The organism is Chelativorans sp. Marseille-P2723, from assembly GCF_902809845.1.
GTDB lineage: Bacteria > Pseudomonadota > Alphaproteobacteria > Rhizobiales > Rhizobiaceae > Chelativorans.
In genome coordinates this window covers 842,624-857,029 of sequence record NZ_CADDWI010000013.1, presented here as the reverse complement: position 1 = coordinate 857,029, position 14,406 = coordinate 842,624, and the positions used below count along the sequence as shown (strand labels likewise).

General features: G+C 60.1%; 12 protein-coding genes. 3 read left to right on the top strand and 9 right to left on the bottom strand.

All coding sequences use genetic code 11. The features are described from left to right. Window positions 1-31: 31 nt before the first annotated feature. Genes HUS57_RS15385 through HUS57_RS15355 form a run of 7 tightly spaced genes read right to left on the bottom strand, consistent with a single transcriptional unit; the run spans window position 32 to window position 8,613 of the window. Window positions 32-1,729, bottom strand: a complete 1,698-nt coding sequence (locus HUS57_RS15385) for an AMP-binding protein (RefSeq protein ID WP_173934768.1) — start codon at window positions 1,727-1,729, stop codon at window positions 32-34. Further along, window positions 1,726-2,955 carry a M20 family metallo-hydrolase gene (locus HUS57_RS15380; RefSeq protein ID WP_173934767.1) on the bottom strand — a complete coding sequence of 410 codons (1,230 nt, stop codon included), beginning with the start codon at window positions 2,953-2,955 and terminating at the stop codon, window positions 1,726-1,728. The genes HUS57_RS15385 and HUS57_RS15380 overlap by 4 nt, the downstream gene beginning before the upstream one ends. After that, window positions 2,952-4,358 carry a dihydropyrimidinase gene (hydA, locus tag HUS57_RS15375; protein WP_173934766.1) on the bottom strand — a complete coding sequence of 469 codons (1,407 nt, stop codon included), beginning with the start codon at window positions 4,356-4,358 and terminating at the stop codon, window positions 2,952-2,954. Before hydA ends, HUS57_RS15380 begins: the two co-directional genes overlap by 4 nt. Then, window positions 4,355-5,545 carry a PLP-dependent aspartate aminotransferase family protein gene (locus HUS57_RS15370; protein ID WP_173934765.1) on the bottom strand — a complete coding sequence of 397 codons (1,191 nt, stop codon included), beginning with the start codon at window positions 5,543-5,545 and terminating at the stop codon, window positions 4,355-4,357. Before HUS57_RS15370 ends, hydA begins: the two co-directional genes overlap by 4 nt. Then, window positions 5,542-6,684: an acyl-CoA dehydrogenase family protein gene (locus HUS57_RS15365; RefSeq protein WP_173934764.1), complete on the bottom strand. Its 1,143-nt coding sequence runs from the start codon at window positions 6,682-6,684 to the stop codon at window positions 5,542-5,544. Before HUS57_RS15365 ends, HUS57_RS15370 begins: the two co-directional genes overlap by 4 nt. 1 nt (window position 6,685) lies before the next feature. Then, entirely contained in the window at window positions 6,686-7,459 is a 774-nt protein-coding gene (locus HUS57_RS15360) for an enoyl-CoA hydratase-related protein (RefSeq protein ID WP_173934763.1), read from the bottom strand. Further along, on the bottom strand, window positions 7,456-8,613 hold the full coding sequence (locus tag HUS57_RS15355) for an acyl-CoA dehydrogenase family protein (protein ID WP_173934762.1): 1,158 nt from the start codon (window positions 8,611-8,613) through the stop codon (window positions 7,456-7,458). Before HUS57_RS15355 ends, HUS57_RS15360 begins: the two co-directional genes overlap by 4 nt. A gap of 153 nt (window positions 8,614-8,766) precedes the next feature. On the opposite strand from HUS57_RS15355, the gene HUS57_RS15350 reads away from it, so the two are divergent. After that, window positions 8,767-9,177 (top strand): rhodanese-like domain-containing protein, encoded by a 411-nt coding sequence (locus tag HUS57_RS15350; protein ID WP_173934761.1) that lies wholly within the window; start codon window positions 8,767-8,769, stop codon window positions 9,175-9,177. Window positions 9,178-9,323: 146 nt separating this feature from the next. Continuing rightward, the gene (locus tag HUS57_RS15345) at window positions 9,324-10,160 is read left to right on the top strand and encodes an IclR family transcriptional regulator (protein WP_173934760.1); all 837 of its coding nucleotides are present in this window, start codon (window positions 9,324-9,326) and stop codon (window positions 10,158-10,160) included. A 54-nt stretch (window positions 10,161-10,214) separates the two neighbouring features. Here the strand turns inward: HUS57_RS15345 and HUS57_RS15340 are convergent, their stop codons facing one another. Beyond that, window positions 10,215-12,182 carry a 3-hydroxyacyl-CoA dehydrogenase NAD-binding domain-containing protein gene (locus HUS57_RS15340; protein WP_173934759.1) on the bottom strand — a complete coding sequence of 656 codons (1,968 nt, stop codon included), beginning with the start codon at window positions 12,180-12,182 and terminating at the stop codon, window positions 10,215-10,217. 11 nt (window positions 12,183-12,193) lie between these two features. Continuing rightward, entirely contained in the window at window positions 12,194-13,414 is a 1,221-nt protein-coding gene (locus tag HUS57_RS15335) for a thiolase family protein (RefSeq protein WP_173934758.1), read from the bottom strand. 157 nt (window positions 13,415-13,571) lie between these two features. Here HUS57_RS15335 and HUS57_RS15330 point away from each other — a divergent pair, with 157 nt between their 5' ends. Further along, complete coding sequence (locus HUS57_RS15330; protein WP_173934757.1) at window positions 13,572-14,405, top strand: MaoC family dehydratase; 834 nt, start codon at window positions 13,572-13,574, stop codon at window positions 14,403-14,405. The last annotated feature ends 1 nt before the right edge of the window (window position 14,406 follow it).

Here is a 14,406-nt window from a genome sequence, read left to right as displayed (position 1 = left end):
CTGTCATACACAGCGCATATTTCTGTCCGTACTATGGCTTTTCCTCGCCCCAAGCCTCTGCCTGCAATGCCCGCCAGTCGATCTTTCGCGTAGCCGAACGTGGCAGCGTCTCGCGGAACTCGACCTGGCGGGGAACCTTGTAGGCAGCCATCTTTGTGCGCGAAAATGTGATGATATCTTCCGCCGTCACCTTCCCGCGATACTCGGGATGAAGAACGATGATTGCCCGTACCTGCTCACCGCGGCGTGGATCGGGTGCTGCAATCACCGCACACTCGGCCACGGCCGGATGGCTGTAAAGCAGCATTTCACATTCGGCGGGCCAGACGTTATAGCCGGCCGTGTTGATCATCCGCTTTAAACGATCGACGATGAAATAGCAGCCGTCCTCATCCACATAGCCCAGGTCGCCCGTACGCAGCCATTTGCGGCCGTCCTTTTCAATCAGGGCTTCCGCCGTGTCCTCAGCACGATTCCAGTAGCCTTGCATGATCTGCGGGCCGGAGATCAGGATCTCGCCGACCTGTCCCTGAGGCAACGGGTCGAGCGTCTGCGGATCGACTACCATGGAATGCGTATTGTAGATCGGCAGTCCCAGGCATTGCGGTTTGGGCTTCTCGAGCGAGTTAAGATGCGTGGCGGAGATGGTTTCCGTCAGGCCGTATCCTTCACAGAACTTCAGGCCCCATCGCTCTTTCAGCCGTGCGACAACGGCTGCCGGCATGGAGGCACCGCCTCCGGTCATCACCTTCAGGCTGCTGAAGCAATCATCTGTAAAACCCTTTGCGGCCAGCACATCGACCACCATGGTCGGAGCAGCAGACCACCAGGTCGGGCGCAACTGACGGAAAAGGGCCGGAATGGCTTCGGCTTCCCATCGCGTCATCAAGATCAGTGACGCGCCGCAATAGATGGCCGAGGCCATGGATGCCATCATTCCAGCCACATGAAACAAGGGCATGAAACTGGTCATGACCGAATGTCGGTCCAGGCGGTACCAACGCACCTGGGCCGCGGTTACGAACAATGCGCCGCCATGGGTGTGCATGCACGCCTTTGGCTTCCCGGTAGTCCCGGAACTATAGGGAAGGATCGCCAGGTCCGACTCGCCCGTCACCAAAGGCGGGGGCGGCAGCCTCTCGGCCAGGATCTCAGCCAGGTCTATGGCGCCCTCAACCGCTGCGGGCGGAGCCCCCCGCATCATTTCCGGAAGGCCGCAGGCATCTTCGGGAGCCATATCGGAATAGCGCACCCGCACCACCTGGTCGAAATAGGTGCCCATATAGGGCACAAAACGCTCAAGCAGCTCTTCCCCCACGACAGCGAAGCGAGCGCCGCTGTCCTTTGCGAAGTATCCCACTTCCGCAGTGGTGTTCATCGGATTAACCGGGACAACCACCCCATTCGCCCGCAGAGTAGCGTAAAAAGCGATCACAAACTGAGGCGAGTTTTGCAGATCCAGCATCACCCGGTCGCCTGGGCGCAACCCATTGGCTGCAAACCATCCGGCCAACGCTTCCACATCGGCCAAAAGCGCCGCATAATCATAGCTCGCGCCATAATAATGCATGGCGGGACTTTCAGGCCAGTTTTCGGCTGACCGGAGCAAGCTTTGAGCGAGGTTCCCTTTGGGCAGCGGGATCTCGGCAGGTTCTCCCGGGCGCCATAGCGGCGATTGCGCACCAGTCTGGAAAGCATTGAGAGTTTGGCTGTCGGGAGTCTGAATCATTGCACCTCAGCCCGTTCTAGGCCCGGCGGGTGGCTGCTGCGCAGGGTGGCGACGGCGCGGTGCAGCACATCTATCGCGTTTTCGATCTGCTCCAGTTCCGTCTGCTCTTCCGGACAGTGACTGCGTCCATCAACGGAAGGAACAAAGAGCATGGCCGCGGGAACAATGCGGCCAATTATGCCGGTATCGTGGTTGGCCCCCGAGGGGAGGAACATCGCCTGATGGCCCAGATCGGCCGCCGCATCCGCCAACACTTTCTGAAGCGCCGGGGCCATTGGCACCGGTCCATCGGAATAGAGTCTCCGGATTCTCAGTTCGAGGCCCTCATCCAAGGCGAGCTTCTTGGCCGTTTCCTCTATGCGCTCGCGCATAAAGGATAAGGTTTCGGCGTGCGTTGAACGGATTTCCAGCCCGAGCGTAACCTGCTCAGGGACCACGTTGCCCTGATTGGGCAGAAGCTTTATGACCCCGATCGTGCCACGTAGGGCGGGGTCGGTCGAGCTACGGATGAGTTCGCGAAATTCTACGGCAAAGCGCGCGGCCCCGGCAAAGGCATCGCGCCGCAAATCCATCGGCGCCGTCCCTGCATGATCGGCTCGGCCTGTAAAGCGCAAGGACAGCCGCTCCTGGCCCGCAATCGACGTCACAATGCCAAGCCCGATCCCCGCAGCTTCCAGAACCGGACCTTGTTCGATGTGCAACTCCAGCCAAGCGGCGACGTCGTCCCATTCGCGCGGCGCGTTAGCGGGGGCAAAGCCGGCGGCAGCCATCACGTCGGCGAGCAAAACGCCGTCTGCCCCTCGCGCTTTGGCTAGAGTCTGCTCGTCATGCAGTCCGGCCATTGCCCGACTGCCTGTGAAGGGGCCAAAACGCCCCTCCTCGTCGCGGAACGCAATCACCTCGACGGGCAGCCCCGGCGAGTTTTCTGCCTTCAACCTGCGCGCAACCTCCAGCCCAGCCAGCACGCCGATTGCCCCGTCAAAGGCGCCGCCGTTCTGCACCGTGTCCAGATGCGAGCCGATCAGCACCGCCCTTCCCTCACCTTCCAGCCGCAAGATCACGTTTCCGAAGAAATCGTAACGAGCAGAAAGTCCAGCATCACGGCCTTTGGCCAACAACCATTCATGGGCCGCGATATCCGCAGCCGAGAACGCCTGGCGCGACCAGCCGCCGGCAGGGTCGACGCCGATTTCTTTCAACTCGCTGAAATCACGTCGGAAGCTCATTTCCGGCCTTCTTCTGGGAGAAAGCGGTCCGGCGAAATACGCGCTATAAAGCGTCCTTGTCCCTCAGATCCCAGGAATTCGCCGTGCCGCACGACAACTTTGCCGCGGTAAATTGTGTGCGTGGCGAAACCCGTCAGCTCCATCCCCGTATAGGAATTGTAGCCGATGTCGCCATAATCGCTTTCCGGCGACATGACGCGCCGGGTCTGGGGATCGATGATTGCAAGATCGGCGTCGTAACCCGGTGCGATGCAACCCTTGTCAGCAAAGCCAAAAATGCGGGCGGGCGCGGTCGAGAAGAGTTCTACAAATCGGCTGAGGCCGATGCGGCCCTGGTCCACGCCGAGCGTGTAGAGCAGCGGCAATCGCGCTTCGATACCGGTAATCCCATTGGCTACCGTCGCAAAGGATGGAAGGCCCATGGCTTTGGCTTCTGCCGAATAGGATACCTCGTCCGAGGCAACCAACTGCAGCCCATCGCGCACCAGACCCCGCCAGAGCCGTTCCTGATTGGCCGCGTCACGCAAGGGCGGAGAGAGAATGTACTCATGACCATTGTCGCGCTCGAGCGCTTCATCGGTCAGCGCCAGATAATGCGTGCAGGTTTCCGCCGTTACCGGCAGTCCTTCCGCACGGGCGTCCTCGACCAGCGCGATCGCGTCTGCGGCGGCCAGGTGCAATATGTGGACCCCGCAACCGGTCGCGCGACAGAAAGCAATGGCTCGCGAAATTGCTTCTATCTCGACAACCGGTGGCCGTGTCAGCGCGTGCCAGCGCGGCGCGGTGTGGCCGGAGGCGACCGCCTCGGCCCGAAGGCGTTCGACTATTCCTGCATTCTCGGCATGAAGGACAATCGAGAGATCGTGTTTCGCCGCCTCTTCCATCAAGGCGTAAAGCTGGCCGTCCTCCAGCTTCAGACCGTCTTCTTCATAAACCGTATAGACCTTGAGCGTGGTCACGCCTTGCGCGCGAAGCTCGGGCAGTTCTTTGAGCGTCTCGGGGCCGACATCGGTGACGATCAGATGCAGGCCGTAATCCAGCGTGACGTTGGCTTCCGCCTGCCTGCGGCGATGCGCTAGCCCCTTCAGCATCGAATTGCCGCACCGTTGCAGGGCGAAATCGACGATAGCGGTGGTACCGCCGCGCAAAGCCGCAATGCCGCCGGAACCAAAATCATACACCGAACGCTGGCCCATGAAACCGACCAGCAGATGCACGTGTGGGTCCACGCCAGCCGGGATGACGATGAGGCCAGTTGCGTCGATCACCTCGGCTCCCGGATACGCCGCAGCAGCGGTGCCCGCGGGCATGAGCGCGGCGATCTTTTCACCCTCGGCCACGACGTCCAGAATGCGAGCGCCTTCCGGTGTCACGACCTTTCCATTGGCGACGACCAAGCTCATTTTACCGCGTCCAGCGCCTGTTCCAGATCGGCGATCAGGTCGTCAGTTTCCTCGATGCCTACTGAAATGCGCACGAGATTGTCAGATATGCCCATTGCACGGCGCTGGTCGGCCGAAACCGAGAAATGCGACGTATTGCCGGGCTGAGAGATCAGGCTTTCGACTCCCCCGACCGACGGGCCGATACCGAAGAGCCTCGTGGTGTCCACCACGGTGCGCGCCGCCTCTGGCGAGTGCATTTCGAACGACAGAAGCCCGCCAAAGCCAGACATCTGCCGCTGTGCGAGCATGTGATCGGGATGCGAAGGCAGGCCGGGATACATGACGCGGGCCACCTTGGGATGCGATTCCAGAAATTCCGCAACCGCCTGGCCTGAAGCGTTATGCTGGCGCATACGCAGCGCAAAGGTTGCCATTCCCCGCATCATCAGCCAGGCGCTGTGCGCGTCGACCATGGAGCCCGAAGCTTGCTGGAAGCTGCGCACTGAGCGCGTGAGCTCACGACTCGCGCACACGGCCCCGATAATCAGATCCCCATGACCGTTGAGATATTTCGAGCCCGAATGAACAACGATATCGGCACCTAGCTCCAGCGGACGCTGGTTCATCGGCCCCCCAAGAGTGCCATCCACCACCAGCTTTGCGCCCGCTGTTTGAGCCACCTCGGCAAGACCAGGCAGATCGACCACCCGCAGCAATGGGTTTGTCGGCGTTTCGGCATAGACGATGCGAGTCCGGGGCGTGACGGCCTGGGCTACGTCCTCGACCGTGATCCCCTTCGACCAGATGACATTTACGCCTTGCGCAGAGAGAACCTCGCGCAGATATTTCACCGTCCCACCATAGATGTCGGGCAATGTGACTAGATCGTCCCCCGCCTTCAAGAAAGGCGCCAGGGCGCCGGCTATGGCCGCCATACCGGAAGCAAACAGCACAGCGCTTTGGGCCTCTTCCAGAGCCGCAACACGTTGTTCTGCCGCCAGCACTGTCGGGTTTCGGATGCGGGAATAAACGAAGCCGCGCTTCTGGCCAGTGTTGATAGCCATAAGTTCGGCGGTGTCGGCAGCCACGAAGGTCGCCGATTGATAGATCGGCGCCGTGACCGCCCCGAGATTCGCCGCCGGTTCGAGCCCGGCATGAACGGCTCGGGTGCTAATCCCGTTCTTCCGGCGAGGCTCGCCACTCATTTCGTGAGCTCGCGCGAAATAATGATCCGCAGGATCTCAGAAGTTCCACCGCCGATTTCCGCCAGCTTGGAATCGCGGAAATGACGCTGCATGTCATATTCCATCAGATAACCCCAGCCGCCCATCATCCGCATTCCGTTCAGGGCCGCCCGGACATAGGTCTCCGAGGAATACAGATTGGCCATGGCGCTTTCCTTGTTGTTCGGAATGCCACGGTCGACGAGGTCCGCGGAGCGGTAAAGCAGCAGACGCGCCGCCTCTATCTCCATATCCATGTCGGCAAGCTTGGCGCGGGTGAGCTGGAAGCTATTGATCTTCTGCCCGAACTGTTCCCGCTCGCTGGTATATTCGAGGATATATTCCAGCACCTTTTGCGCGGCGCCCACATTTACCGCCGACAGGCAGCAGCGCTCATAGTCGAGCGTCTTCAGGACGTTGGTCCAACCCTTGTTTACTTCGCCGATGATCGAGTCTTTCGGCAGGCGCACATCCGTCAGAAAGATCTCATTCAGATCCATAGGACGCAGGCCCAATTTCTTCAGCCGCCTGATTTCGACACCCGGTGTTCCGACTGGCAGAAGGAACATGGTGATGCCCTTGTGCTTCGGCGCTTCGTTATCCGAACGGGCCATCAGCAGGATGTAATCCGCTACCTGCGCGGCTGAGCAGAACATCTTCTGGCCGTTGATGACCCACTCATCACCGTCCAGCACCGCACGCGTGCGCAGGCTGGCAGCGTCTGATCCCGAGTTCGGCTCTGACAGGGAGAGAGCAAAGCGTATCTCGCCCCGTGCCAGTTTCGGCAGCAATTCGCGCTTCTGTGCCTCGGAAGCAAAATGCACCAAGGCGTCCGTAGCGATCACCACGGTCGTATAATAGAGATTGGCGCCAGCCTCGAAATGGCGCGCAAACTCTTCGAGGAAAACGACCAGGTCAGTGCAAGAGCCCCCCATACCCCCATATTCCTCCGGGATCGGCAACCCCAGCCAACCTTCGGCGGCAAGCTTTTCGTAAAGCTCGATGGGAAACCGCTCTTGCTCGTCGCATTCCCGAACATATTCGATCGGGCATTCGCGGGTCAAAAATGACCGTAGATTATCGCGCATCAGGCGCTGTTCGTCCGTGAGTTCGAAGTTCATTCTACTTTCCTGTCCAGCGGGGTGCGCGCTTTTCTGCGAAGGCGCGCGGCCCTTCATTGTAGTCGTCCGACTTCCGCAACCGGTCGCGCCAGGGCAAGCCGCTATACAGCCGCGCGAAGGCATCGCGGTCCGACAGAGCCTCTACCTCGCGAGTCACCTCAAGCAGTGCCGCAACGGCAAGCGGCGCGCCTTTCAGGATGTCGGCAGCGAGTTCGCGCGCGGTATCCATCAGCTTCTCGCGCGGAACCACACGGTTTAGAAAACCGTAGCGCAGACCTTCTTCCGCGGTCAGCCGCCGCCCTGTCAGGAGCAATTCCGAAGCTATGTTGACCGGCAGGCGGCGATGTGCCCGCCAGAGACCACCAGCCTCCGGGATAAAACCGCGCTGAAGCTCGGGCAGGCCGAATTCGGCCTCGGGCACCGCGATCACCAGCGAAGCATTAAGCGCAAATTCGAACCCGCCGCCGACCGCAAGCCCGTTCACGGCGCAGATCACCGGCTTTACAAGGTCATGACGATTCAAGGACATGAAGCCGTGCGGGCCGAAATCCTCACCGTCATCGCCTGCCGCCACAGCCTTGAGATCCCAACCGGCAGAGAAGATACGGTCGCCCGAGCCTGTAACGATGCCCACCCGCAGCGCCGGGTCCTCGTTCAGGCGGGTAAGCGCCGCATCGAGATCGCGACTTGCCTGCTGGTCAATGGCGTTTGCGGGCGGATGGTCGAAGGTGATGATCAGGACCTCCCCCTCCACCTCGGTCCTTATGCGGCTCATGCCTGGAACTCCCGTAGTACATCCTTGGAAATGATGTCGCGATGAATCTCGGATGTGCCTTCCCAGATGCGCTCTACGCGGACATCCCGCCACATGCGCTCTATCGGCCATTCCTTTGAAACGCCCATGCCACCAAGAATCTGCAGGGCGTTATCGGTGACCCGACCGGCCATTTCCGATCCGTAGAGATTGACAATCGATGCTTCGCGCTGGGTGATGGTTCCGGCTTCCATCTTGGCCGCGCCATCAAGCACCAGGAGGCGGGTTGCCTGTATATCCATGGCCATATCGGCGAGCTTGAAGGACGTGCCCTGAAACTGCCCAATGGTCTTTCCGAAAGCTTTCCGGGTGTTGGCGTAAGTTGCGGCAATCCCCATGGCGCGTTCGGCCAGACCGACCATGTTGGCCGCGAGCATTACCCGCCCCGAGAAGATCCAGTTCTTGGCAATAGCGAAACCGCCGCCCTCTTCGCCCAGTATGTTGCGAGCCGGGACCCGCACGTCCTGCAGCGCGATCGAGCATGACTTGAAGCCGCGATTGCCCAGCAATTCCAGCGGGCTGACGGTAATGCCGGGCGAATCCTTGTCGACCAGAAAACAGGTGATTCGCTTACGCGGCCCTTTCGGGGTTTCATCAACGCCGGTCACGGCAAAGAGAATGATGAAATCCGCCACCATGGCCATGGTGATGAATATCTTCTCGCCATTGATTATATAATCATCGCCGTCGCGCACAGCCTTCGTGGAGATCTGGCGTGCATCCGAACCGGCCCCTGGCTCGGTAAGGCCGAAGCATTCCCAGCGCTCACCCTTGATAACCGGTTTCAGATAAGTTTCGATCTGATCGCCAGTGCATTTGGCCAGGATCGGGGCCGGCCGGTTGCAGATGATTGACAATGCCCTTGTCGTGCGGCCGAACTCGATCTCGGCCACAACCCGGAGGGACTGGCCTAGGCCGCCCCCGCCAAATGATTCAGGCATATTCATCGCATAAAAACCCGAGGCGATGGCTTTGGCCTTCAGCTCTGCAAACAGGTCTGGCGGGACGGCATCCGCCTGCTCAACCAGTTGCTCGTGCGGCATGAGTTCCTTTTCGACAAAGGCGCGGACACCGTCCGCAATCATGCGCTGTTCCTCGGTGTATGTTTGCGACATCCGGACCCCCGATCGCACATGCCGGGCTTACGCCCGAACGTTTCAATAGTTGGGACAAGGTTTTATTAGTTTGCACGGCTTGTCAATGCGTGATTATCTGAACATACGTAATGGTAGAGTCCCAGTGTGGGGAAAATCAGCGGGAGAATGCGAATGCCTTCGAAAATTACGAAACATGTCAAAGACATGGTGGACGAGGCCAACGAGATCGTTAAATCTGTCAGTGTCGAGGAGGCGTTGGCCATGCATGACAGGGACGATGTGGTCTTTGTCGATTTGCGTGATCCGCGGGAACTCGCGCGCGAGGGCAAGATACCCGGTGCCTTTTCCTGTACCCGCGGAATGCTTGAATTCTGGATCGATCCGGAAAGCCCCTATGCGAAACCCATTTTCCAGGAAGACAAAACGTTTGTGTTCTACTGCGCTTCTGGCTGGCGTTCCGCCCTTGCCACACGAACCGCACAGGAGATGGGACTTGCGCCGGTCGCTCATGTAAAGGGTGGATTTTCGGCATGGAAAGCGGCGGGCGGCAGCGTGGAAATGCCCCAGCCCAAAACAGACTGAGACATGAGCAGCAGACGAGCTGCGGCTAATGTTCCAGCTCACGTCTTAATTGGCAGCGGCAAAAACTCGGACGGATGAGGAGTGGCAAGGCCATATCATCCGGGTGCAGTGTTTCTTCCTTTCGTGTTGATGAGGAGTAACGATTTATGAGCGGCACGGTCGGGAAAGCGCTCACCCTGCTTGAACTCTTATCCACCTATGACGGCCCGGTTCGGCTGGCAACGTTGTCGCGCGCAGCGTCGATGAACAAAAGTACGACCTTTCGGATGCTCGAAGTGATGTCGCAGATGGGCTACGTCACTCAGGATGAGCCGAATGGCCGGTACATGATGACGACCAAGATGTGGGAGATTGGTGTTCGCGCCTTCCACCGCAACGACCTGCGCATGTCCGCACGGCCCTATCTTCAGGAACTGGTGGATGAATTGGGTGAGACAGCCATCCTGACCCGGCGCGACGGTGCAGACGTCATCATCGTCGAGAAGGTGGATTGCGCCCAGCCATTGCAGGCGATTGCTCCGCTTGGCAGCCGATCGCCCGTCCATGCCTCATCCTTTGGCAAGGCATTTCTGATGGCGGAAGCCGATGCAGACCTTTCAGGGCTCGACTTCACGGCCTTCACCCCGCGCACCCTGACCACTGCAAAGGCGCTGCTTGCCAACATCGAAGCCAGCCGCGCGCAAGGCGCGACAGTGGGCATGGATGAATACCGCGAAGGGGTCTCCGGTGTGGCGGCGCCGGTGATCGGCACGGATGCAATTGCATATGGCGCGATCGGCATCAGCATGCCAACCATGCGACTCACCGAGGAGGCACTGCCTCGCCTTGTCCAAAAGGTTGCAGAAACGGCCCGGCGTTTCTCCGAACAGATCGGCTATCGTGAGCCTGTTGCGGCACCGCCGGCAGAGCCATCGCCCGACGACGCGGTACCAGCAAAGCCCAGCCGCGCAAGCGGACGGAAAGCGGATAAGACGGAGGCCTGAATAGTCCTGCCGCGCCGTGCCCCGATGGACCCACAAAGGCGCCTATGGTGAGGATCAAGCCCCTTTCGCAAATAAATGGCGGTGTTCGCGATACCAGGCTGGGCCGCCACGCCAGGCCGGCCAGCCATAGCCATGGACCCAGATGACATCGATATCGGATGCTCGCAGCACTATGCCCTCATCGATTATACGACCGATTTCTTCGAACATCGGCGCCAGAAGCTGCTCCAACAACCATTCGTCGCTTGCCGCTTCACGGGTGCCAGTCATTCCATTTCGCTTGCGGAAATCAGAGATCAACGCCAGGGCCGCTGGCGATGGCCGCGCTTGCCCCTTTTCATCGTAATCGTAATAGCCGCCGCCCGATTTGCGGCCGAAGCGGCCTGCCTCGCACATTACTTCCTCAATCGTGCGTCCAGCCGTTCCTTCCCTGTCCCATCCTACGTCCAACCCCGCCAGATCGGCCATTGCAAATGGTCCCATAGGCAGGCCGAAATCGGTCATAGCCCGATCAATGGCATAGGGGTCGTGACCGGCCAGCAGCAAGTCCATCGCCGCATTCTGACGTCGGATCAGGATGCGATTGCCAACGAACCCGTAACAGTTGCCGACGCAGACGACGGTCTTCCCGATTCTGCGGCCCAGCTCAACCGCTGTTGCAATCTCACGGGCGCCCGTCTTGGCTCCTCGGACAACTTCAAGCAGCCGCATCACATTGGCTGGCGAGAAGAAATGCATGCCCAGCACCTTCTCGGGCCGGCCAGTCGCCTCGGCCATACGATCGATGTCCAGGAAAGACGTGTTGCTGGCCAGGATCGCATCGGGTTTCGCCACCGCATCGAGGCGTGCGAAAACCTCCAGCTTCACGGGCATGGATTCATAGACTGCTTCGATGATGAGATCGACATCGCTCAGAGCCGCCGTATCCTCGGCCAGAGTGAGCCGGTCCAGAGCGGCTTCGCACGCAGCACCGGTTATCTTGCCACGCTTTACCGCGCCATCGAGATTTGCGGCGACAAGCGCCCGACCGCGCGCCAGCGCTTCAGCGCTATTGTCACTGAGGACCACGGGGAGGCCGCTCATCAACATTGCAGTCGCTATTCCGCTCCCCATCGTCCCCGCGCCGACGATGCCTACACTGTGAATTTCGGCAGGCTTTGTGCCTTCTGGCAGGAAGGGAAGATCGCGCAGGCTGCGCTCAGCGGCAAAGAGGTGGCGAAGCGCTGCCGATTGCGGCCCCCGCTCCAGCCGCTGGAAAGCCGAAACGGTCTGCGACCGCAATGAAAGTTCCGGATTTGCAGCCGCCGTTTCGATGAGCGCGATTGCCTCTTCAGGTGCGGACTGCTTCGCAAGACGGCGGCCCGGGCCACGGCGCCATTCCGAAATGGCTGAAGCGATATCTTCGGCGCTTTCGTGCACCGGCAAACGCAAAGGAGGCTCGCTTTGGGCAAGATCCAACGCAGCCTGAATCAGGTCACCATCTGCGATACGGTCGATGAGGCCCATTTTCAAAGCCTCTTCCGCGCCAATCTCACGGCCGGATAAGCAAACGTCCAGCGCCACCCTTATCCCCGCCATGCGGGTCACGCGCTCGATCCCGCCAGCTCCCGGGATCAAACCCAGTCGAATTTCGGGCAAAGCCACTCGGACCTTCGGCGAGGCGATCCGCGAACGGCAGGCTAGAGCAACCTCAAATCCGCCCCCAAGCGTTCTTCCATTCAGCGCAGCGATCACCGGCAGCGGGAAAGCGGCGATTTCCTCGATCAATTCCGGCAGTTCCGGAGGGGCAATCGGCCGGCCGAACTCGCTCATATCGGCGCCGGAGAATCCGCTATCGCCAGCGCAGGTAAGCACGAGCGCCCGAAGGCCAGACATCGTCTGGGCAAGGGACAGTCCACGTTGGATGCCTTGGCGGACCGAAGCTGAGAGCAGGTTGAGCGGCGGATTGTCCGTTCGAATGAAAAGTATATCGCCACGACGCTCCGCACTGACGGTTTCAGAGAGGGCTTCGACTGCCGCCACCTTGCTTCTCCCTATCGGTTCGGAAAAATTTCAATCAGGCCGGCAGCGCCCATACCACCGCCGACGCACATCGTCACCACACCCCACCTAGCGCCCCGCCTCTGCCCCTCGTGCAGTATATGCGTCGCCATGCGCGCGCCTGACATTCCGTAGGGATGCCCCATGGCTATCGCGCCGCCATTTACGTTTAGCCGCTCTGGATTTATCCCCAGGCGATCCCTGCAATAAACAGCCTGGGCGGCAAAGGCCTCGTTCAGCTCCCAAAGGTCAATGTCATCGGGCTTCAGTCGAAATCGATTAAGGAGCTGCGGCACGGCAAGGACGGGGCCAATACCCATTTCTTCCGGCGCGCAGCCCGCGACTTCAATGCCGCGCAGCGCGCCCAGAGGTGTGAGGCCGCGCGTTGCTGCCTCGGAAGCCTCCATGACCACCAGCGCTGCCGCTCCGTCTGATAATTGGCTGGCGTTTCCGGCGGTGACATGACGACCTGCTGCGATCTGCTGCCCGTCCTTGAATACGGGTTCCAGTCTCGCAAGGTCGGCAAGTGTTGTGCCGGGGCGATTGCATTCGTCAGTTTCGACCAGCCGGTCGACCGGAGCGACTTCACCGGTTTCGCGATCCTTTACCAGTTGTCGCGCCTGAATAGGCACGATTTCCGCGTCAAAACGGCCGGAAACTTGGGCCGCGGCCATTCGCTGCTGCGAAACGTACGCGAATTCGTCCTGTGCAGCGCGCGTCACCCCGTAGCGGTCGGCCACGATCTCGGCTGTCTCGATCATCGACATGTACAGGGCAGGCTGGAGATCGAGGATCGCCGGATCTTCAGCCCGGTAGCGGTTCAGATGCTCGTTCTGAACAAGCGAGCAACTCTCCACACCGCCGGCGACTACGATTCTTGCACCCTCACAGCGTATCTGCTGACCGGCAAGCGCCAGCGCCACCAATCCTGAAGAGCATTGCCGATCGACCGACATCCCCGGCACCGAAGAAGGCAAGCCGGCGGCCAACGCGGCCTGCCGGCCGATATTGAAGCTGGTGGCGCCTTGCTGGAGGGCGCAGCCCATTACAACGTCATTCACCGCCTCGCCCGCCTCGCCGTTCAGGCCAGCGGCGGCCAGCGCACCGCGTATGGCATGTCCGGCCAACTGTTGTGGTGAAGTATCATTGAAGGCCCCTCGGTAGGCCTTACCAATCGGAGTTCTGACCGCGCTTACGATTACGGCTTCACTCATTTGGCCTCTCTCCTCCTGGGCTATTTGCCAAGGGGCTCATGTCGATCGTGAACGATCAACCAACCGCCGGGCAGAATTTGTTTCATTAAACGAGACCCTGTTGCATTTTTCAAAACGAAGTGCAAGTCTGCGGCAGAATGACAGAAGGAGGACCCGCGTGACTCTCGACGCCGATAAAATCCAGAGCCATGTCTTTGCCGATCGTACGCGCGCCTACACGTCTCGGGAGGCAATTCTTTATGCACTTTGCTGCGGCGCTGAGACGCACGAAAATCTTTCTTTCGTTCATGAGGATGGGCTGCGCGTCATCCCAAGCTTCGGACAGAATCTCTGCTTTGACGACTCTTGGATGCAGGCGTGCGGCGTTGATCTCGCGCGGGTGGTGCATGGCGGCCTGGATTTGAGGATGTATCGGCCTTTCGTCCCCGAGGCAACGCTGGTTGCCCGGCCAAGGATAGCCGGCCTGCTTGATAAGGGCGATGGGAAAGCCGCGCTGATCCTGCTGGCGACAGACCTTCTGGATGGAGACGAGATCGTCTTTACGTCGTATTCGAACCTCTTCGTCATGGGCGGGGGTGGCTTTGGAGGATCTCGGGGCGAAGCATTCGAAATGATCCGCTCCCCTGAAAGGCAGCCTGATGCCACCACCCGGATCGCCAGCCGCCCTGACAGTCCCCTGCTGTTTCGTTTGCTCGGCGATCTGAATGCCCTTCACGTTCTGCCCGAGGCAGCGCGCGCAGCCGGTTTCGAACGTCCTATCATGCACGGCGCCAACACATTCGGCCTCGTTTGCTTTGACGTCTTGCGCCACTTCTGTGACGGTGATCCGGCACGGATGAGCCGCTTTGCAGCACGATTCAGCGGGCCGCTTTATCCCGGCGAAGAGCTCGAAGTTTCCTATTGGAACCAGGAGGGTGGCGTTCGTTTCGCCGCCCGTTCCGTGGGGCGCGACAAGCCGGTTCTGGACGGCGGGCTGGCAAGGTTTGCGTAGC

Bases quoted from the DNA above. Each gene is read 5' to 3' on its own strand.
- HUS57_RS15370 (WP_173934765.1), bottom strand. From the start codon at position 5,545: ATGAGTGGCGAGCCTCGCCGGAAGAACGGGATTAGCACCCGAGCCGTT.
- HUS57_RS15335 (WP_173934758.1), bottom strand. From the start codon at position 13,414: ATGAGTGAAGCCGTAATCGTAAGCGCGGTCAGAACTCCGATTGGTAAG.
- HUS57_RS15350 (WP_173934761.1), top strand. From the start codon at position 8,767: ATGCCTTCGAAAATTACGAAACATGTCAAAGACATGGTGGACGAGGCC.
- HUS57_RS15365 (WP_173934764.1), bottom strand. From the start codon at position 6,684: ATGAACTTCGAACTCACGGACGAACAGCGCCTGATGCGCGATAATCTA.
- HUS57_RS15385 (WP_173934768.1), bottom strand. From the start codon at position 1,729: ATGATTCAGACTCCCGACAGCCAAACTCTCAATGCTTTCCAGACTGGT.
- HUS57_RS15355 (WP_173934762.1), bottom strand. From the start codon at position 8,613: ATGTCGCAAACATACACCGAGGAACAGCGCATGATTGCGGACGGTGTC.
- HUS57_RS15360 (WP_173934763.1), bottom strand. From the start codon at position 7,459: ATGAGCCGCATAAGGACCGAGGTGGAGGGGGAGGTCCTGATCATCACC.
- HUS57_RS15345 (WP_173934760.1), top strand. From the start codon at position 9,324: ATGAGCGGCACGGTCGGGAAAGCGCTCACCCTGCTTGAACTCTTATCC.
- HUS57_RS15380 (WP_173934767.1), bottom strand. From the start codon at position 2,955: ATGAGCTTCCGACGTGATTTCAGCGAGTTGAAAGAAATCGGCGTCGAC.
- hydA (WP_173934766.1), bottom strand. From the start codon at position 4,358: ATGAGCTTGGTCGTCGCCAATGGAAAGGTCGTGACACCGGAAGGCGCT.